Source organism: Methylomonas koyamae (genome assembly GCF_019669905.1).
Taxonomy (GTDB): domain Bacteria; phylum Pseudomonadota; class Gammaproteobacteria; order Methylococcales; family Methylomonadaceae; genus Methylomonas; species Methylomonas koyamae.
In genome coordinates, this window is sequence record NZ_AP019777.1 from 1,604,534 (window position 1) to 1,621,801 (window position 17,268).

The window sequence follows — 17,268 nt, forward strand, 5'->3', positions numbered from 1 at the left end:
GGCTGCGGTCCGGAACCGGGGTCGAACCCGTTAGAGCCCCCTTCGGCCATTATAGGCCACGGCCTGCATTTGCCAACGCCGATTTTTTGCCAGTGCCAAGACATGCACTATGCTTGGTCCGATAATTTAACCGAAGGGGGCTTCACATGGCACAGCATCAGGCGCAGCCGCTGCCACTGCATTTCAGCGGTAGCGGCAGCGAGTATTTTCGACTTTGGATAGTCAATGTTGGCTTGAGTATCGCGACGCTCGGAATCTATTCGGCTTGGGCCAAGGTGCGGCGTAACCAGTATTTTTACCGGCACACCCGTCTGGCCGGAGCCGGTTTCGATTACCACGGCGAGCCCATAGCCATCTTGAAAGGCCGGTTGGCGGCGTTTGCCTTGTTTGCCGCTTATACCGCAGCCAGCAGCTTTGCACCAACCGCGGCGGCGTTCATTCTGATGTTGATTATGGCCTTGGCGCCTTGGCTGCTGGTGCGGTCGTTGCGGTTCAGAATGCACAATACCAGCTATCGCGGCTTGCGCTTTGCTTTTCGCGGCCGTACCGGGCCGGCTTATCTGGCGTTTTTGCTGTGGCCGCTGCTGGCCGGTCTCAGTTTGGGTTTGTTGTGGCCGTTCGCGCAGCAACGCATGGCGGCCTATACCCGCAACAACAGCAGCTACGGCAGCGCCGAATTCAGGTTTTCGGCAGGTGCCGGCGCTTATTACGCCATTTATTTAATGACGTTGATGTTGGGCGTGGTGCTGTTCGCCGGTTTGATGGTGTTGACCAGCATATTGGGCAGCAACGGCTGGTTCGCCGTGGAAGAGGGCCAGTTGACGGCGATGAGCCTGTTGCTGGCTGCGCTCGGCACTTATTTGGGGTTGCTGCTGTTTGCCTATCCCTATGTCACGGCGCGTTTGCAGAATCTGGTTTGGGGGGCGACGACGCTGGGCGAGCACCGTTTCGTGGCCAATGTCAGTGCCTACCAATTGTTGGGATTGATGCTGAGCAACGTCGTGTTGGTGGTGCTGACGCTGGGCTTGTACAAGCCGTTTGCCGATATCAGACTGGCGCGTTACCGGATCGAACATCTGCACGTGCTGATGGAGGGCAATCCGGACGATTTCGTCGCCGGACTGCAGGCCGACGCTTCGGCGGCCGGCGACGAAATGGCCGAAATGTTCGATTTCGATATCGCCTTGTAAATGCGGGTAGCGGCGGTTTACTACGACGGGCGTAACGCCAAGGCCCATCCGGTTACATTGTGCTTGGAGGGCGACAAGCTGTTGTTGCAAGGTAAGGATGTGGTCCGCCGCGACGCGCTGGCCGGCCTTGACATTCAACCGCCGCTCGGCAGCACGCCGCGCGTGGTTTTGTTCGCCGACGGCGCCCGCTGCGAGGTGGCCGACAACCGCGGCTTTGCCGAGTTGTTTCCGGCTGCCGATAGCCGGGTGGCGGCGTTGGAGAATAGCTGGCGCTGGTCGGGCTTGGCCTTGTTACTGGTGTTGGCGACGGCCGGCGCCGGCTATCTGTGGGGCTTGCCCTATGCCGCACAAAACCTGGCGGAACGGATTCCGGCCGAACTGGCCGCGGGCCTGGACCGCGAAGTTTTGGCCGACCTGGACGGTAAAGTATTGCAACCCAGCGGCTTAAGCCAGGATCGGCGGCGCGGACTCGAAGCCAAACTCGCGGCTTTGGTATTGCCCGATCCGGCCGTCCGGCCGGCCGGACTGGAATTTCGCGCCAGTGCCGAACTGGGTGCCAATGCCTTCGCCTTGCCGGGTGGGAGCGTGGTGGTATTGGACGCGCTGGTCGAATTGGCGGAAGACGACGCCGAAATCGTTGCGGTTTTGCTGCACGAGCTGGGGCATGTCGCCGGGCGCCATGCTCTGCGCCAGATGTTGCAGGCTTCGGCGGTCGGTCTGGCGATGGCTTGGTATCTCGGCGATTTCAGCAGTTTGCTGGCGGCGGCGCCGGCCTTGGCGCTGGAAGCGCGCTATTCCCGCGAGTTCGAACGCGATGCCGACAATTTTGCCGCCGAAACGCTGCGGGCGAACGGGCTTTCGGCTGGCCGCTTGGCCGATATGCTGCTGAAATTGGAAACCGCCCGGCAAAGTCGCCTTGACGGAAAATTCGGCGCCGGTTTGGATTACCTGTCCAGCCACCCGAATAGCGAAGAACGTATCCAACGCCTGCGCAGCCAATGAAGCCGTTGCCGGCCATTAGAACCGCTGTGGAGACCACACTATGAAACCATTTTATGGGCTGACGCTGGCCGCTTGGCTAGCCGCGGGCTGTTCTCAGCCCGTGCAACCGCAAACCGGGGAAGCCGGTGGCAGAATGCACCACGTCGCCGTGGTCTGGTTGAAACAGCCGGGAGACCCGCAAGCCCGCCAGCGATACATCGAGGCCAGCCGGCCGCTGGCCCGATTGCAGGGGGTGGTGGCTTACGATGCCGGTACGCCGGCCGCAGTCCGGCGCGGCCGAGCCAATGCGGCGCTGGACGAAAGCTACGATGTCGCCGTTTCCGCCGTGTTCGAAAGCCGCCAGGCTTACCAGCAATTTTTGCAAGATCCGGAATATCTGCGGGTCGCCCAGCAAGTGCTGCGGCCGTTGGTGGAAAAGTACAAACTCTACGAGTTCGCCGAGCCGGATAGGCCCTGAAGGTTCAGCGCTGCCGCTCCGGATCTGCCGGCTGCGCTACCCCGAGTGCCGCCGAGCCGCCGCATTCGCCGTTCAGGTCCACCCATAAGTGCGGCAGTTGCAGATCGGTCAACCAGGCCGGGCCGTCTTCTTCTTTCAGCATCGCAATCGTCGACGCGCTACCGGCTACGACGCAGAATTCGGCGATGACGGTTACCGCAGCCAAATGCCGCACCGGCCAGCCGGTCCGCGGATTCAAGACGTGGCCGTAACGCACGCCGTCCAATGTGATGCAGCGTTCGTAATCGCCGCTGCTAGCGACCGCGCCTGCCGCCAGGGCCAGCGTATCGAGCAAGCCGCCGCTTCGGTGGGGATGGCGGATACCGATTTGCCACGGGCTGCCGTCGGCGCGGGGCCCGACGACTTTGATATCGCCGCCCAAGTTGACCAGGCCGTGGCGGATGCCATGAGCCTGGCATAAGGCTGCGGCCCGGTCCGCGGCGTATTCCTTGACCACGCCGCCGAAATCGATTTCCATGCTTGCCTTGGCAAAGGCCAGCCGCGGCCGCTGCCAGCTTAGTCTGTGCCAGCCCACGCGTTGCAACAAATTGTCGATCAACGATTGCTCCGGCAATTGGCCGGAATCGAATTTCCAGGCCCGGCGCAGGATGCCGGAGGTGATGTCGAACAGGCCGCCGCTTTGCGCGTAGCAGGTTGCGGCGTAATCCAGCAGGCCGGCGGTTTCCTCATCGACCTCGATCGCGGCACCGCTGGCGGCGGCCCGATTGATCTCGGATAGAAAACTATCGTCGCGGTAACGCGAATAGCGGGCTTCCAAACGCCGGACGTCGGCGATGGCCGCATCGGCGGCGGCCATCGCTTTGGCTTCACCGGCTGCGAACAACTGGATTTGGCACGGCGTACCCATGGCGTTGAAATCGCGGCGGAAATAATGCAGCGGCGGTTTTTTCATGGCTCGGCTAGCCGTGCCGGCGGCGGTGATGTGGGATTGAACCGGATCGGAACAGATTGCGCTTTTCCAATCCGGACGAGGGCGACGGTCAGCGCCGCCGGAGGCTTGCGAACGGCGGCGGCTGCAGCCAAGGCATCCCGCCGCCAGGCCGTTGGCCGTAGGGCGGCTCCGGCCGATTACTTTTTCAAAGCCGATGCGGCTGCGGCGCGGCGGGTGATTTCGGCCCAATCGCCGGCGTCGACCAGTTCGGCCGGCGCCATCCACGAGCCGCCGACGCAGGCGACGTTGCTCAGCGCCAAATATTCCGGCGCGTTTTTCGGATTGACGCCGCCGGTCGGGCAGAAGGTGACTTGCGGCAGCGGCCCGCCTATCGACTTCAGCATCGGAATGCCGCCGGCGGCTTCGGCCGGGAAAAACTTCATCGCGGTAATGCCTTTATCCAATAAGCGCATGACTTCGCTTGGGGTAATGACGCCGGGCAACAACGGTACGCTGGTTTCCAGGGCCGCATCCAGCAGATTTTCGGTCACGCCGGGGCTGACGATGAACTGGGCGCCGGCGTCGATGGCATGGTGCAGGGTGGTGACGTTGATGATGGTGCCGGCACCGACGATCGCGCCGGGTACTTCGGCTTTGATTTGGCGAATCGCATCCAGCGCCACCGGCGTGCGCAAGGTGATTTCCAGCACTTTCAAGCCGCCTTCGACCAGGGCTTTGGCCAGCGGCACGGCGTTTTCCAGATTATTGATAACCATGACCGGCATTACCGGCGAGGTGGTCATGACTTCTTTGATAGTTACTGTCATTGATTTATCCATTAGTGGGTTTGGGTTGTAGCTTAACCCAACTGGGCTTAATTGTCGGGCCACGCTACGCTAACCCAACTCGTGTTTATCGGATAATCCGCTTTCCGCTGCCGGCGGTTAAACCGTATACGTCGTCGACGCCGTTTTGCCGCCGCGGCCGGTCCAGTCGGTATGAAAGAACTCGCCGCGGGGACTGTCGGTGCGTTCGTAGGAATGGGCGCCGAAATAGTCGCGTTGGGCTTGCAACAGGTTGGCGGGCAGGCGTTCGCTGCGGTAACCGTCGTAATAGGCCAGCGCCGAGGAAAACGCCGGCGTCGGAATGCCCAATTCGATACCCATCACCACGGCTTGGCGCCAGCCGGCGTCGGCCTGCTGCATCGCCGCGCCGAAGAAATCCGCCAGCAGCAGGTTTTCCAAGTCGGGGTTTTGTTGGTAAGCCTGTTTAATATCGTTCAAAAATTGGCTGCGGATAATGCAACCGCCGCGCCACATCAGGGCAATGTCGCCGTAATTGAGCGCCAGCTTGTATTCCTGGGCGGCTTCGCGCATCAGGCGGAAACCTTGGGCATACGAAATAATTTTGGATGCGTACAGTGCCTGGCGGATGGCGTGGACCATGGCCTGGCGGTCGCCGCTGAAAGCTTTATGCTGCTTGGGCAGAATTTTCGCGGCTCTGACCCGCTCGTCTTTTTGCGCCGACAGGCAGCGGGCGAAGACCGATTCGCCGATCAAGGTCAGTGGAATTCCCAAATCCAGCGCATTGATGCCGGTCCACTTGCCGGTACCTTTTTGGCCGGCGGTATCCAGAATCTTGTCCAATAGCGGCTCGCCGTTTTCGTCTTTATAGGCGAGGATGTTGGCGGTGATCTCGATCAGGTAAGAACTCAATTCGCCTCGGTTCCAGTCGGCGAAAATTGCCTGCATTTCGTCGGTGCTCAAGCCCAGGCCTTCCGACAATAATTGGTAGGCTTCGCAAATCAATTGCATGTCGCCGTACTCGATGCCGTTGTGCACCATTTTCACGTAGTGGCCGGCGCCGTTGTCGCCGACCCATTCGCAACACGGTTGGTTATCGACATGGGCGCTGATCGCTTGAAAAATCGGCTTCACCGCCGGCCACGCCGCTTTATTGCCGCCCGGCATGATGGACGGGCCGTGGCGGGCGCCTTCCTCGCCGCCCGAGACGCCGGTACCGACATAAAGCAGGCCTTTATCGGCCAGGTATTGGGTGCGGCGGTTGGTGTCGGTGAACAGCGAATTGCCGCCGTCGATGATGATGTCGCCTGGCGCCAGCAGCGGCAACAAATCGTCGATGTATTGATCGACCACGCTGCCGGCCTTGACCATCAGCATGACCTTGCGCGGCGATGCCAGGCTGTCGACCAATTCCGCCAGGGAATGAGTGCCGACGACCTGGGTGCCCTGAGCCGGCCCGTCCAGGAACTCGTCGACTTTACTGGTGGTGCGGTTGTAGACCGCCACCTTGAAGCCGTGATCGTTCATGTTCAGGACTAAATTCTGTCCCATCACCGCCAATCCGATTAAACCGATATCTGCTTTCATGTTTGCCTGCCGCTGCCTGTTGCCAATATGTTAAATCCGATTCGACTTAGCGCGAAAACCGCATTGGCCGAGTCGCTTGAAATCCGGTCGTTCAATCGACAAAAAATAGATTGGTGGCGCCGGTTTCAGCCGACGAAGCCTGCGCCCGCATCGCGCCGAATAATTCCCGGCCCATGCCGAAGTGGTGGCCGGTGGCGTGGTTGGGCTCGGCGGCGCGGGCCTCGAACTCGGCTTGGTCGACTTGGACGTTGACTTCGCCGGTCTGGGTGTTCAGCACAATGATGTCGCCGTCGCGCACCTTTGCCAATGGGCCGCCGTCGATACATTCCGGCCACATGTGGATGGCCGAGGGCACTTTGCCGGACGCGCCGGACATGCGGCCGTCGGTCACCAGGCCGACATGGAAGCCGCGGTCCTGCAACACGCCCAGTACCGGGGTCAGTTTGTGCAGTTCCGGCATGCCGTTGGCTTTCGGGCCTTGAAACCTTAACACCACGATGACGTCTTTTTCCAGTTCGCCGCGTTTGAAGGCGGCAACCACGTCGAGCTGATCGTCGAAGACCATGGCCGGCGCCGTTACTACCTGGTGCTTTTCGGCAACGGCGGAAATTTTCGAGACGCCGCGACCCAAGTTGCCGTGCATCACGTGCAAGCCGCCGCCGGCGGCGAACGGTTGGGCGACGCTGCCGATGACTTCCGGATCCAGCGATTGGGCCGGCCCTTCTGCCCAGTGTAGCTTGCCGGCGGCGTCAAGCGCGGGAGCCTGGCTGTATTGGGCCATGCCGCGCTGGTCGCCGATGGTCAGAATGTCGCCGTGCAATAGGCCGTTTTCCAACAATTCCTTGATCAGCAGGCCCATACCGCCGGCATGGTGGAACTGGTTGACGTCTGCCGGGCCGTTCGGATAAATCTTGGTCAGCAGTGGAATGATTTTCGACAGTTTGTCGAAGTCGTCCCAGTTGATGATGATGCCGGCCGCGCGGGCGATGGCGATCAAATGTATCGTGTGGTTGGTCGAACCGCCGGTCGCCAACAGGCCGATAATCGCGTTGATAATGGCTCTTTCGTCGACGACGTGGGCGATCGGCCGGAAATCGTCGCCGAGTGCGGTGAATTTCAACACCTGCTTGGCGGCGGCCTTGGTCAACTCGTCGCGCAGCGGCGTGTACGGATTGACGAACGACGCGCCCGGCAAATGCAAGCCCATGATTTCCACCATCATCTGGTTGCTGTTGGCGGTACCGTAGAAGGTGCAGGTACCGGGGCTGTGGTAGGATTTGGACTCGGATTCCAGCAATTCTTTCTCGCCGATCTTGCCTTCGGCATACTTTTGGCGGGCGCGCGACTTTTCCTTATTGGACAGGCCGCTGGTCATCGGGCCGGCCGGCACGAACACGGCGGGCAAATGGCCGAAGCTGAGCGCGCCGATCAGCAAGCCGGGCACGATTTTGTCGCAGACTCCCAAATACAGTGCGGCATCGAACATATTGTGGCTCAGGCCGATGGCGGTGGACAGCGCGATCACGTCGCGGCTGAACAACGACAATTCCATTCCCGGCATGCCCTGGGTAACGCCGTCGCACATCGCCGGCACGCCGCCGGCAAACTGGGCGACGCCGCCCGCTTCGCGCACGGCTTGCTTGATCAACGCCGGATAATCCTTGTACGGTTCGTGGGCGGACAACATGTCGTTGTAAGCGGAAATGATGCCGACATTGGCTTTGGGGCCATGGGCCAGCTCTTCTTTTTCAGCCGCTGAACATACCGCAAAACCATGCGCCAGATTGGCGCAGGGCAATTTGGCGCGGTGCGGGCCCTGTGCGGCCGCGGCGTCGATCCGAGCCAGATAAGCCGCACGGGTTTCGCGGCTGCGTTTCACCACGTCCGCGGTGACTTTTTCTAAAGTAGGGTGCATAGAATCTCCTGGCGGCCATTACGCCGATTAGCTTGCGACGCGCCTATAGGTCTTGGGATCGAGCATTCTTGGGTCATGCGCGCCTAACCCGCCCTGAAATACGTTGGTTAAGGCGCCCAGTACAATTCCACCGGCGCTTGCTCCTGGTTCAACAGCGCACGGATCGGCATGTCTTCGACCGGTCCGGGCTGTTGGGCTTGGCCGAATACGGCCAGTTTGTCCTCGCCGGTGAACAGGATCACGATGCGTTCCGACTTCAGCAGGCCGTTACGGGTCAAGGTCAGGCGTTCGGTGTTGGGCCCGGTGACTTCGCTCTGAATCGCGTCGATTGCCGCGGTCAGTTGCGTGTTATCGTCGCTCAGCGCTTCGGCCAGACCGGGGGCGTGCGGAAACAACGACGCGGTATGGCCGTCGATGCCCATACCGACGATGCTCAAGGTAAACGGCTGAGGCAATGCTTGGTAACGGCTTTCGGTTTCGGCTTGGCCGGCCGCGGCGGTCGCGGCAGCGGTTTTCATGCCGACGAACTCGACATTGCGGGCGTTGTTGATCAGCAGGCTGCGGCGGATCAAGGCTTCGTTACTGGCGCTATGGTCGCTGTCCACCCAGCGTTCGTCGACTAGGGCTACTTTGATCTTTTTCCAGTTCAGGTCGGATTTGGACAGCGCTTCGTACAACGGTGCCGGCGTGGTGCCGCCGGAAACCAGCAGCACGGCATGGCCATGTTTGCTGATCGCCTCGGACAAGACGTCGTGGCATTCCGCCACCAATGCGGTGAACAAGTGGTTGCGCTGTTCGAAAAAAAATTCTCTAACCATGATCGTTTTACTCGTGATGGATTTAGATGGTTACTCTTCCCAAGCTCGGCCGTCGCGAGCCAATAACGCCACCGAGGCGATAGGGCCCCAGCTTCCGGCCGGATAAGATTTGGGCGCGCTGTGGCTGTGCGCCCAAGCGTCCTGGATCGAATCGACCCACGCCCAAGCCTGTTCGATTTCCTCGCGGCTCAAAAACAGCGTCGGGTTGCCGCGCAGGGCTTCCAGAATCAGCTTTTCGTAACCTCCAAAGATGCTGCTCTTTTTGAAAGTTTCCGAAAAGCTCAAGTCCAACTTGGTTTGCTGCAACTTGATGTTGCCGTCGATGCCGGGGATTTTGTTCAACATCACCACGTCTACGCCTTCGTTAGGCTGCAAATGGATCACCAGTTTATTGGCCGGCAAGTCGCGGAAACTGTCTTTGAAAATGTTATGCGGCAACTGTTTGAAGTTGACGACGATTTCGGTGCGCTTGTTGGGCATGCGTTTGCCGGTACGCATGTAAAACGGCACGCCGGCCCAACGCCAGTTGTCGATGTCGACCCGGATCGCGACGAAGCTCTCGGTTGTGCTTTCCTTGTTGGCGCCTTCTTCTTCCAGATAACCCGGTACGGCCTGGCCTTTGATGAAACCCGCGGTATATTGGCCGCGTACGGTTTTTTCCTCGACGTTGCGCGCTGTGATGGGCCGCAGGGCTTTCAGCACCTTGATTTTCTCCATGTGGATGCTTTCCGCTTCCAGGTCGGCCGGCGGTTCCATCGCTACGAAGGTCAGGATTTGCAACAGATGGTTTTGCAACATGTCGCGCAACTGGCCAGTCTTGTCGAAATATTCCCAACGGCCTTCGATGCCGATGTCTTCGCCGACCGTGATCTGGATGTGGTCTATCGTGTTGTGGTTCCAGTTGGTCGTGAAAATCGAGTTGGCGAAGCGCAAAGCCAGCAGGTTTAATACGGTTTCCTTACCCAGGTAATGGTCGATCCGGTAGACCTGGTCTTCGTGAAAGGCGTCGGCGACGGCGTCGTTGATTTCTTTCGACGATTTCAAATCGTGGCCGATAGGCTTTTCCATCACCATCCGCGCTTCCGGCGTCAACACGCCGCAGCTTTGCAGGCCCTGGCAAATGCTTTTGAACAAAAACGGCGCGACGGCGAAATAATTGACCATGACCCGTTTGTCCGGCTCCACGGCAGCATTTAGTTGCAGGTATTGTTCCGGCTGAGTCAGGTCGATTTTCAAATAAGACAGGCGCTTAGAAAAACGTTGCCAGATTTCTTCGTTGATGGTGTTGTTCAGAAACGCATCGAGACTGGCGCGGGCGATTTTGACGAAGCCTTCGCTGGTCTCGTCCAGCCGGTCGACGCCGACGATGCGGGTGTCGGGCTCGAGTAATTCCGACTTTTCCAGGCGATATAAAGAAATCAACAGCTTGCGCTTGGACAAATCACCCAGCGCACCGTAAATCACTAGGTCGCAGGGTTTATAGGTGTGGTTTTTCATCAATGGTACCCAAATACGCTGAAATCCGTTCGGTGCCGGCGGCGATCCTGCCGACGGCTGCAAAATCGGCGGGCCGAAATTAGCCGAAAATGCCGCCATTATAATGTTGCAACGCCTTTTCGAACAAGAAAAAAGCCCGGAGGCCGCGAGTTTGCTGGGTTGTGCGGAAGCGGCGGCTCAGCCGAAGCTTTCCGTGGTGTAGCGGAAAAACCGTAGGCTGTCCGACCAATATGCGGCCGGCAGGCCGGCTTTTTGTTTCAGGTGGTTCAGAAAGCGGGCCGGTTCGGGCAAATCGTCCCAAACCGCCGGCAGAAACGTTGCCCGCCGGCCGCCTTCCTGCAGGATCAAACCGTCTATGCCGGGGCGAAGTTGTTGCAGCAAATCGGCTTCCGACGCGACCGGCAGCGGTTCCGCCGGCGCCAACACCGAGATGTGCAGATCGAGTCCGGCCACCTCGCTGTCCCGTAATGGCGGGAAGCGCGGGTCGCGGAAGGCGGCGGCAAAGGCGTTTTCCGCCACGTCTTCAGCCAACGGCCGCCGCGCTTCCAGCATGCCGATACAGCCGCGCAACTGGCCGGCGCGCTCCAGCGTGACGAAGGTGGCGCGGTGGGCGCTCAACTCGCCGGGATAGTCCGACAGCTCCACAGTAAGCGGCCGGCCGGTCTGCAGGCCGTGGCTTATCGATTGCCGGGCCAGCGCCAATAGTCGCTGCCTTTGGTCTTCAGTCAACGACATAGGCACCGTAGCCCACCACTTGCTGCTTGTCGCCGGCGGTGTCTCCGGAGTTACGCAGGTCTATGGTTTTGATCGACAGGCCTTTTTCGCCCAGTAATTTCAACAGGCCGTTCACCGCCACTTTGCCGCAGGCATCCTCGCCGCCGATGTCCTGATAACGCAATTGCTCGATCAGTTGGCTGGTATTGCGGTCCATCCGTTGCGCGCTGGCGTAAGAGTGGTAGTGGCTGAGGTCGGAACTGACCACCAGCAGCGTTTCCGGTCCGTCCCACAGCAGGTCCAGCACTTGGCTGACCTGGTCCGGGCTGGCGTCGCCGGCTACGATAGGCACCAGGCTGAAGTCCCGCAAAACTTCTTGCAGAAATGGCAGCTGGACTTCCAGGCTGTGTTCCAGCGTATGCGCCTGCTCGATATATTCGACGAAGGGGAGTTGCAACAAGGTTTCTACCGCGGTCCGGTCCACCGGAACGTCGCCGAGCGGCGTGGTGTAGGCATGGGTGCGGCTGACCGCCAAGCCGCGGAACGCCACTCGATGCGAGGGTCCGATCAATACCACGCGCTTGATCGATCCGGCCGCCGGCTTCAAGCGCACGTAAGCGCTGGCGGCAATCGGTCCCGAGTAAATATAACCGGCGTGCGGGGCAATAATGGCTTTGGGAACTTGTTCCGCCGGTTCGGCCTGCTGCAGAAAGCCGGCAATTTCGGCGTGTAGTTGTTGGGGTTGCGCCGGATAAAAGCGGCCGGCGACCGCAGGTTTTCTGTTCATGCGCTGATCCTTATTAGAGTTGTAATCGATCAGTAAGCCGGGGTAGCCGTGGCTGTCGAAATAACTACAGTCCGTGGCCGCTCCGGAGTTATTCTACTGCTAACTGCACCGGTAACGACCGGATTTTTTCCGCTAGGTTCAAGGAGCGTCATCATGGCTACTTTACTCAGTCCCGACACTGCCGCCACCCGCTATTGGCACCTTTTGGAAGACGGCAAAGTGCAATGCGATTTGTGCCCGCGTTTCTGCAAATTGCACGAAGGGCAGCGCGGTTTGTGTTTTGTTCGGCAAAACCTGAATCAGCAAATCGTGATGACCAGCTACGGCCGTTCCAGCGGCTTTGCCGTCGATCCGATCGAAAAGAAACCGCTCAACCACTTTCTGCCCGGCACGCCGATTCTGTCGTTCGGCACCGCCGGCTGCAATCTGGCCTGCAAATTTTGCCAGAACTGGGACATCAGCAAGTCGCGGGAAATGGATACCTTGATGAGCCGCGCCAGTCCGGAAGCGATTGCCAAGGCGGCATTGGAGCAGGGCTGCAGCAGCGTGGCGTATACCTATAACGATCCGGTAGTGTTCCACGAATACGCCGTCGATACCGCTCAGGCCTGCCGGGAACTGGGATTGAAGTCGGTGGCGGTCACGGCGGGTTACGTCTGCGCCGAGCCGCGCGCCGAGTTTTACCGGTATATGGATGCCGCCAACGTCGATTTAAAAGCCTTCTCCGAGGACTTTTACCACAAAATCACCGGCGGCCATTTACAGCCGGTGTTGGAGACCTTGTTATATCTGAAGCGGGAAACCGAGGTCTGGTTCGAGCTGACCACGTTGCTGATTCCGGGCGAAAACGATTCCGAGGCGGAGTTGCAGGCGATGACGCAATGGGTGGTCGAGAATTTGGGGCCCGAGGTGCCGATGCATTTCACTGCGTTCCATCCGGACTGGAAAATGGCCGACAAACCGCATACGCCGGTGTCTAAGCTGCTGACGGCTCGCCGTATCGCGTTAGAAAACGGCGTGCGTTACGCCTACGTCGGCAACGTCCACGACAAGGCGGCGGAGAGTACCTACTGCCACCATTGCGGCGAATTGTTGATCGGCAGAGACTGGTATGTATTGTCCGACTGGAACCTGGATGCGGCGGGCAGTTGCCGGTTTTGCGGTACGCGCTGTGCCGGCCTGTTCCAACCCCGGCCCGGCGATTGGGGACCAAAACGACGGGCGGTACGTTTTTAAAAGTGCGCGGCCGACGCTCAGGTCCAGGCGTCCGGGTCGATCCGGCCGATCGCTTGAAACGCCGGTTTGCAGAACAAGTAGCCCTGGAACAGCGTCACGCCGCAGGATAGTAAGAAATCGCGCTCGGCCTTGGTTTCTATGCCTTCCGCCAGAACTTCGATTTCCAGTTCCCGGCAAATTTGAGTCACGCCGCGGACAATGGCTTGTTTTGCTTTATTGAGGTGGATGTCCCGGATCAAGTCCATATCCAGCTTGATCAAGTCGGGCTGAAATTCGGCCAGCAGATTCAGGCCGGCGTAACCGGCGCCAAAATCGTCGATTGCGGTCTTGAAGCCGAAGCGGCGGTATTCGGTGAAGATATTGATTAAATGCGGCCGATCGGAAACGTCCTCGCCTTCGACTACTTCGAAAATGATGCGGTCTTTGGAAAAATTATATTTATGTGCCGCTTCGAAGGTCGAGCGGATGCAAGCTTCGGGTTGGTAAACCGCATTCGGCAGAAAATTGATCGACAGAAACTCTTGGATGCCCAATTTTGCAGCGCCTTCCACGGCCTTGACGCGGCAGCTTTGGTCGAAGCGGTAGCGGTTTTCGTCGGTGACTCTGGACAATACCGACGCGGCCGATTCGCCGTTGATCCCTCGCACCAAAGCCTCGTGGGCAAAGATGGTTCTGGCGAAAAAATTGACGATGGGCTGATAGGCGAAGCTGAAGTCGAAATCCAGTTCAGCGAGATCCTGGCAACGATTGCAAGCGGGCAAATTGTTTTCGGCGGCGGGGGCGTTGGCGTTTGGTGCGGGTTGGTGCGGCATGGCGGAATCTCTGAATCAAGGTCGGTCGTATTTCATCGTTGCTGTCTCTTCTACGATTAGGGGCTGTTGCCGTTTTACATGGGTAACCAAATAAAAGCGCAGGCCAAAGCGACAACGCTTTCAAAATTGCGTTTCAATTTGTCATATCGCGTCGCGATGGCTCTGAAATGTTTCAATCGCGCAAAGACATTTTCAACGAGGTGGCGATATTGGTAGAGACACCAATCCATTCCGTCATTCCCGACGATTGAATTCTGTTTTCTAGGAATGATGGGCACACTCCCTTTCTCTCGAATTTGAATCCTTAGAGGTTCACTGTCATAGCCTTTGTCAGCGACCGTGTAGTCAGCCAAAGGCAGTTTAGCCACTAATTTCGGCGCTTCTTTACAGTCATGGACTTCACCACCGGTGACCGAGAAATGAATAGGCAGCCCGCAGGCATCAACGGCCATATGGATTTTCGTGGTGTTACCCGCGACGGATTTCCCAATCGCGGCATCCTGTTCACGAGCCGCGCCACTACTATGCTGATGCGCTTTTACGATACTGCCGTCAATAAAGGTCCATTCCAAATCGGGTGCCACAACTAGACCTCGAAAAATGCCCATCAGTTTTTCTTGCAGTGACCACGCATTGAACCGTTTGTACACGGCATTCCACTTACCAAACGTGGCAGGCAGGTCTCGCCAGGGGCAGCCGACTCGCATGCGATAAAAAATCCCTTCTACCGTTTGCCGGAGCGAAGGCTTGTCGTAAATCCCCAGGCTTAACATGATGGCTTTGAATTTATTCCAGTATTCGTCCGTAAACAATTGTCGTGGCATCGGTTGCTTGTCTTTTGATTGAAAAATCAATCTACTGAGGCAGAGCCGCTCAATTTCAAGGCTATTGTTTGAAAATGGCAACAGCCCCTAATTTTTCGGCGAGTATTAGCATCAGGTTAGCGAATTGTAGCCAAAAACCGCGCAACGCAGGTTTATTTTGGAAAGCGCCAAGCTACTGGAAACAATCATTTGCGACATGCATGCAGTGGCTCGATGTCAATTCCCGGAATCGAATTATTTGACGCAGTATCAACTTTGATTCTGCGTCTAAACTTGCATATCATAGCCAACCAGCATCCAGCCGCTGCTTGCTTAACCCGTCCCGGCAAATTTCGCGGGCTCGCGCCCAACGGAACCTAAGGAAATTGCATGAAAAAACCTCGATCGCTCGATCACGACGGCTTGGACGGCGTGCTGCCGTCCCTGGATAAAGCGCGGTTGGCGTCCGGAGAGTTGCAGGCCAAGCCGGGAAAAGTTTTGAAAAAGCCGAAGCGCGGCAATGTGCCCTGGTTGGTCGGCGTGGTCGGTTTGCTGGCCTTGGTTGCGGTGTTGGCGCCCAAACTGTCAAACCAGCCGGAGCCGGCCGGCGAAACGTTAGCTCAGAATAAACCGGCGATGCCGGCCGAACCGGCGGCCGAAACTAGTCGGCCGACGCCGGAGATGGCGGCAGGCAATGCTGGCGCGTCGGCTAACCCCGCCGCCGCGGAACCAACGCCGCTGGCCGAGGCAAAATCCGACCCTTGGTCTGCGGCGGAGCCGGAGCAGGCGAGTATCGATGGCGAACGGCAGGCAGCCGACGCGGTAGCCGAATTACCGACCGAACCGACCGCGGCGGGTGTACCCAACGCGGCGGCAGACGCTGCGGAAGTACCTCGCTTTACCGTGTATTTTAAATTCGACTCCGGCCAGCTGGCTCCGCAATCCGCTGCCGCGGCCGACGAATTGCTTGCCGCGGCGCAAAGCTGTCCCGGCCAAATCCGCTTGGTCGGCCATACTTGTAACATGGGCACCGCTGCCGGCAACCTTGCGCTCGGCAGGATCCGAGCGAATGCGGTCAAAAAGCAGCTAGTTGCCCGCGGCATTTCGAAACAAAACATCGTTACCGCCTCGGAAGGCATGGCGCGGCCGGCGGCGCCCAACGAGACCAAAGCCGGCCAGGCGCTGAACCGCAGAGTGGAACTGCATTGCCTGGACCATTAACCGAATCGAGGAGATGCCATGTTACAAAATACCAAATCAGACTATCAGATTGCCCAGCAGCAAATTCTCGACGGCATTATTTCCGGCCAGTTCGAAATCGAAAACCGCAACGATTTGGGGCCGTTGATTCCGATTCGCTTGTTTCAAGCGTTACGGATGGTGGCGCTGGGTTCCAACGTCGAGGATATATTGGGGCAGGGCGCGCCGTCGCTGGTTTACCATTCCGGGCAAAGTTTAGGCTTGGCTATGGGCCAGATCGCGGTAGCCAACATCGATAAAGATTTGGAGACCTATGTCGGCAAGATCAAAATGCTGTGCCGGCAATTAAGCATCGGCCTGGTGGTGCCGGATAAAGTCGATTTGTCGGCCGGCGTACTGGAATTGCGTGTCGACGAGTGCGTCTCCTGCGCCGGCATTCATAACGTCTCGGCGCCGATATGCCATTTCGAGGCCGGCATGGTCGGCGGCATCGTCAAGACTTTTTTCAAACGCAACGTCAAGGCGACCGAGACCAAATGCAACGCGCTGGGCGATAAAACCTGCCTGATCCGCGTCGATTTGCTGTAGACGGGTCCATTACAACGATAATCAGGAGTACGGCATGAGTAGTAACGTCCAATTTCTCGATCCCCGTAAATCTCAAAACAACGAGATCGACTCGATTTTGCGCAACCTGATGAGCATTCAGGGGGTTTCGGCGGCGGCGATTGTCGACAGCGACGGTTTCGTCACCCACATTCACCGCGACTTCGAAATCAACACCGACGCCATCGGCGCCTCGGTGCAGGTGGTGTTCGGTGCCGCGGCCAGAGCCGCGCAGCATGTCGGCCACCATTCCACCAACATGGTGATTTGCGAAAACTCGGAGGGTTATATCCTATCGACGCCGATCGAGGCCGGCTTCATGTTGGCTTTGGTCACGCAACGCGAGGCGCTGCTGGGCCGGGTGCGCTTCGAATTGAAGGAGACCATTCCGGTGCTGAAGCGCTTGTTCAGCAGTTATCTGGCCAATTAAGACTGTCTCCGCAGAATCCGCATGCATTGGTTCGAAACCCAGTTGGCGGCGCTGAATCGGCTCGCCGCGGACTATCTCGCCGCGCAACGCCAATCGGGCGGCGATATCGTCAACGTCAGCGAATCCGCCAGGACTAAGCGCGCGGCCTTCATCGACGCCGTGCAGGCGCTGGTGGATAAAGTAGTCAAAATCAAAGGCATAGCCGCTTGTGCCGCTTACCACGACGGCCTAATTCTGGCGCAGTCCGCCGAGGTGCCGCATATCGACGCTTTCGGCGCGGTGATTCAGGAAACCATTCGTGCCGCCCAGCACGGCCAAGTTTCGCTGAGCTTGGGCGCTATCGAGCAGATTGTCATCGTCGGCGCCGACCACAAACTGGCCATGCTCAGCGTCGGCCCCATCATTCTGTGCATTTACAGTCCGAAACAGGTCAATCTGGCTTCGGTATTGAGTCGGCAGGCCTAGGCCGCCGCGTTAGCC

General features: G+C 58.6%; 18 protein-coding genes. 8 read left to right on the forward strand and 10 right to left on the reverse strand.

Going from position 1 to position 17,268, the window contains the following annotated elements; translation table 11 throughout:
• The first annotated feature begins 146 nt into the window (after window positions 1-146).
• Genes MKFW12EY_RS07720 through MKFW12EY_RS07730 form a run of 3 tightly spaced genes read left to right on the forward strand, consistent with a single transcriptional unit; the run spans window position 147 to window position 2,649 of the window.
• Window positions 147-1,190 (forward strand): YjgN family protein, encoded by a 1,044-nt coding sequence (locus MKFW12EY_RS07720; RefSeq protein WP_064022165.1) that lies wholly within the window; start codon window positions 147-149, stop codon window positions 1,188-1,190.
• Window positions 1,191-2,192: a M48 family metallopeptidase gene (locus MKFW12EY_RS07725; protein ID WP_221054294.1), complete on the forward strand. Its 1,002-nt coding sequence runs from the start codon at window positions 1,191-1,193 to the stop codon at window positions 2,190-2,192.
• A gap of 40 nt (window positions 2,193-2,232) precedes the next feature.
• Window positions 2,233-2,649: a Dabb family protein gene (locus MKFW12EY_RS07730; RefSeq protein ID WP_221054295.1), complete on the forward strand. Its 417-nt coding sequence runs from the start codon at window positions 2,233-2,235 to the stop codon at window positions 2,647-2,649.
• Between the two features lie 4 nt (window positions 2,650-2,653).
• Here MKFW12EY_RS07730 and MKFW12EY_RS07735 read toward each other — a convergent pair whose 3' ends face one another.
• The 8 genes from MKFW12EY_RS07735 to amrB all read right to left on the reverse strand — a co-directional run bounded on the left by MKFW12EY_RS07735 (window position 2,654) and on the right by amrB (window position 11,701).
• Window positions 2,654-3,601 (reverse strand): FAD:protein FMN transferase, encoded by a 948-nt coding sequence (locus tag MKFW12EY_RS07735; RefSeq protein WP_221054296.1) that lies wholly within the window; start codon window positions 3,599-3,601, stop codon window positions 2,654-2,656.
• Window positions 3,602-3,777: 176 nt separating this feature from the next.
• Window positions 3,778-4,407: a bifunctional 4-hydroxy-2-oxoglutarate aldolase/2-dehydro-3-deoxy-phosphogluconate aldolase gene (locus tag MKFW12EY_RS07740; RefSeq protein WP_064024934.1), complete on the reverse strand. Its 630-nt coding sequence runs from the start codon at window positions 4,405-4,407 to the stop codon at window positions 3,778-3,780.
• A gap of 117 nt (window positions 4,408-4,524) precedes the next feature.
• Window positions 4,525-5,970 (reverse strand): decarboxylating NADP(+)-dependent phosphogluconate dehydrogenase, encoded by a 1,446-nt coding sequence (gene gnd, locus MKFW12EY_RS07745; protein ID WP_221054297.1) that lies wholly within the window; start codon window positions 5,968-5,970, stop codon window positions 4,525-4,527.
• A 91-nt stretch (window positions 5,971-6,061) separates the two neighbouring features.
• Window positions 6,062-7,885 carry a phosphogluconate dehydratase gene (gene edd / locus MKFW12EY_RS07750; RefSeq protein ID WP_221054298.1) on the reverse strand — a complete coding sequence of 608 codons (1,824 nt, stop codon included), beginning with the start codon at window positions 7,883-7,885 and terminating at the stop codon, window positions 6,062-6,064.
• A 107-nt stretch (window positions 7,886-7,992) separates the two neighbouring features.
• On the reverse strand, window positions 7,993-8,703 hold the full coding sequence (gene pgl / locus MKFW12EY_RS07755) for a 6-phosphogluconolactonase (RefSeq protein ID WP_221054299.1): 711 nt from the start codon (window positions 8,701-8,703) through the stop codon (window positions 7,993-7,995).
• A 30-nt stretch (window positions 8,704-8,733) separates the two neighbouring features.
• Complete coding sequence (zwf, locus tag MKFW12EY_RS07760) at window positions 8,734-10,200, reverse strand: glucose-6-phosphate dehydrogenase (RefSeq protein ID WP_221054300.1); 1,467 nt, start codon at window positions 10,198-10,200, stop codon at window positions 8,734-8,736.
• A gap of 177 nt (window positions 10,201-10,377) precedes the next feature.
• Window positions 10,378-10,935 (reverse strand): AmmeMemoRadiSam system protein A, encoded by a 558-nt coding sequence (amrA, locus tag MKFW12EY_RS07765; RefSeq protein ID WP_054763278.1) that lies wholly within the window; start codon window positions 10,933-10,935, stop codon window positions 10,378-10,380.
• Window positions 10,922-11,701 carry an AmmeMemoRadiSam system protein B gene (amrB, locus tag MKFW12EY_RS07770; protein WP_054763277.1) on the reverse strand — a complete coding sequence of 260 codons (780 nt, stop codon included), beginning with the start codon at window positions 11,699-11,701 and terminating at the stop codon, window positions 10,922-10,924. The genes amrA and amrB overlap by 14 nt, the downstream gene beginning before the upstream one ends.
• Before the next feature lie 153 nt (window positions 11,702-11,854).
• On the opposite strand from amrB, the gene amrS reads away from it, so the two are divergent.
• Window positions 11,855-12,937, forward strand: coding sequence for an AmmeMemoRadiSam system radical SAM enzyme (gene amrS / locus MKFW12EY_RS07775; RefSeq protein ID WP_054763276.1), 1,083 nt, complete (start codon window positions 11,855-11,857; stop codon window positions 12,935-12,937).
• Window positions 12,938-12,954: 17 nt separating this feature from the next.
• On the opposite strand, the gene MKFW12EY_RS07780 is transcribed toward amrS, so the two are convergent.
• Window positions 12,955-13,749 carry an EAL domain-containing protein gene (locus MKFW12EY_RS07780; protein WP_054763275.1) on the reverse strand — a complete coding sequence of 265 codons (795 nt, stop codon included), beginning with the start codon at window positions 13,747-13,749 and terminating at the stop codon, window positions 12,955-12,957.
• A gap of 74 nt (window positions 13,750-13,823) precedes the next feature.
• On the reverse strand, window positions 13,824-14,573 hold the full coding sequence (locus MKFW12EY_RS07785; protein WP_054763859.1) for an IS5 family transposase: 750 nt from the start codon (window positions 14,571-14,573) through the stop codon (window positions 13,824-13,826).
• Between the two features lie 369 nt (window positions 14,574-14,942).
• On the opposite strand from MKFW12EY_RS07785, the gene MKFW12EY_RS07790 reads away from it, so the two are divergent.
• Genes MKFW12EY_RS07790 through MKFW12EY_RS07805 form a run of 4 tightly spaced genes read left to right on the forward strand, consistent with a single transcriptional unit; the run spans window position 14,943 to window position 17,253 of the window.
• The gene (locus tag MKFW12EY_RS07790; protein ID WP_221054301.1) at window positions 14,943-15,773 is read left to right on the forward strand and encodes an OmpA family protein; all 831 of its coding nucleotides are present in this window, start codon (window positions 14,943-14,945) and stop codon (window positions 15,771-15,773) included.
• Window positions 15,774-15,791: 18 nt separating this feature from the next.
• A complete protein-coding gene (locus tag MKFW12EY_RS07795) occupies window positions 15,792-16,340 on the forward strand; it encodes a V4R domain-containing protein (RefSeq protein WP_082877652.1) in 549 nt (182 codons plus the stop codon).
• A gap of 34 nt (window positions 16,341-16,374) precedes the next feature.
• Window positions 16,375-16,788, forward strand: a complete 414-nt coding sequence (locus MKFW12EY_RS07800; protein WP_054761132.1) for a roadblock/LC7 domain-containing protein — start codon at window positions 16,375-16,377, stop codon at window positions 16,786-16,788.
• Between the two features lie 21 nt (window positions 16,789-16,809).
• On the forward strand, window positions 16,810-17,253 hold the full coding sequence (locus MKFW12EY_RS07805) for a roadblock/LC7 domain-containing protein (protein ID WP_054761134.1): 444 nt from the start codon (window positions 16,810-16,812) through the stop codon (window positions 17,251-17,253).
• Window positions 17,254-17,268: the final 15 nt, after the last annotated feature.

What these genes read in the sequence shown, in the direction of transcription:
- MKFW12EY_RS07720 (WP_064022165.1), top strand. Translation starts at nt 147, where the DNA reads ATGGCACAGCATCAGGCGCAGCCGCTGCCACTGCATTTCAGCGGTAGC.
- MKFW12EY_RS07725 (WP_221054294.1), top strand. Translation starts at nt 1,191, where the DNA reads ATGCGGGTAGCGGCGGTTTACTACGACGGGCGTAACGCCAAGGCCCAT.
- MKFW12EY_RS07730 (WP_221054295.1), top strand. Translation starts at nt 2,233, where the DNA reads ATGAAACCATTTTATGGGCTGACGCTGGCCGCTTGGCTAGCCGCGGGC.
- MKFW12EY_RS07735 (WP_221054296.1), bottom strand. Translation starts at nt 3,601, where the DNA reads ATGAAAAAACCGCCGCTGCATTATTTCCGCCGCGATTTCAACGCCATG.
- MKFW12EY_RS07740 (WP_064024934.1), bottom strand. Translation starts at nt 4,407, where the DNA reads ATGACAGTAACTATCAAAGAAGTCATGACCACCTCGCCGGTAATGCCG.
- gnd (WP_221054297.1), bottom strand. Translation starts at nt 5,970, where the DNA reads ATGAAAGCAGATATCGGTTTAATCGGATTGGCGGTGATGGGACAGAAT.
- edd (WP_221054298.1), bottom strand. Translation starts at nt 7,885, where the DNA reads ATGCACCCTACTTTAGAAAAAGTCACCGCGGACGTGGTGAAACGCAGC.
- pgl (WP_221054299.1), bottom strand. Translation starts at nt 8,703, where the DNA reads ATGGTTAGAGAATTTTTTTTCGAACAGCGCAACCACTTGTTCACCGCA.
- zwf (WP_221054300.1), bottom strand. Translation starts at nt 10,200, where the DNA reads ATGAAAAACCACACCTATAAACCCTGCGACCTAGTGATTTACGGTGCG.
- amrA (WP_054763278.1), bottom strand. Translation starts at nt 10,935, where the DNA reads ATGTCGTTGACTGAAGACCAAAGGCAGCGACTATTGGCGCTGGCCCGG.
- amrB (WP_054763277.1), bottom strand. Translation starts at nt 11,701, where the DNA reads ATGAACAGAAAACCTGCGGTCGCCGGCCGCTTTTATCCGGCGCAACCC.
- amrS (WP_054763276.1), top strand. Translation starts at nt 11,855, where the DNA reads ATGGCTACTTTACTCAGTCCCGACACTGCCGCCACCCGCTATTGGCAC.
- MKFW12EY_RS07780 (WP_054763275.1), bottom strand. Translation starts at nt 13,749, where the DNA reads ATGCCGCACCAACCCGCACCAAACGCCAACGCCCCCGCCGCCGAAAAC.
- MKFW12EY_RS07785 (WP_054763859.1), bottom strand. Translation starts at nt 14,573, where the DNA reads ATGCCACGACAATTGTTTACGGACGAATACTGGAATAAATTCAAAGCC.
- MKFW12EY_RS07790 (WP_221054301.1), top strand. Translation starts at nt 14,943, where the DNA reads ATGAAAAAACCTCGATCGCTCGATCACGACGGCTTGGACGGCGTGCTG.
- MKFW12EY_RS07795 (WP_082877652.1), top strand. Translation starts at nt 15,792, where the DNA reads ATGTTACAAAATACCAAATCAGACTATCAGATTGCCCAGCAGCAAATT.
- MKFW12EY_RS07800 (WP_054761132.1), top strand. Translation starts at nt 16,375, where the DNA reads ATGAGTAGTAACGTCCAATTTCTCGATCCCCGTAAATCTCAAAACAAC.
- MKFW12EY_RS07805 (WP_054761134.1), top strand. Translation starts at nt 16,810, where the DNA reads ATGCATTGGTTCGAAACCCAGTTGGCGGCGCTGAATCGGCTCGCCGCG.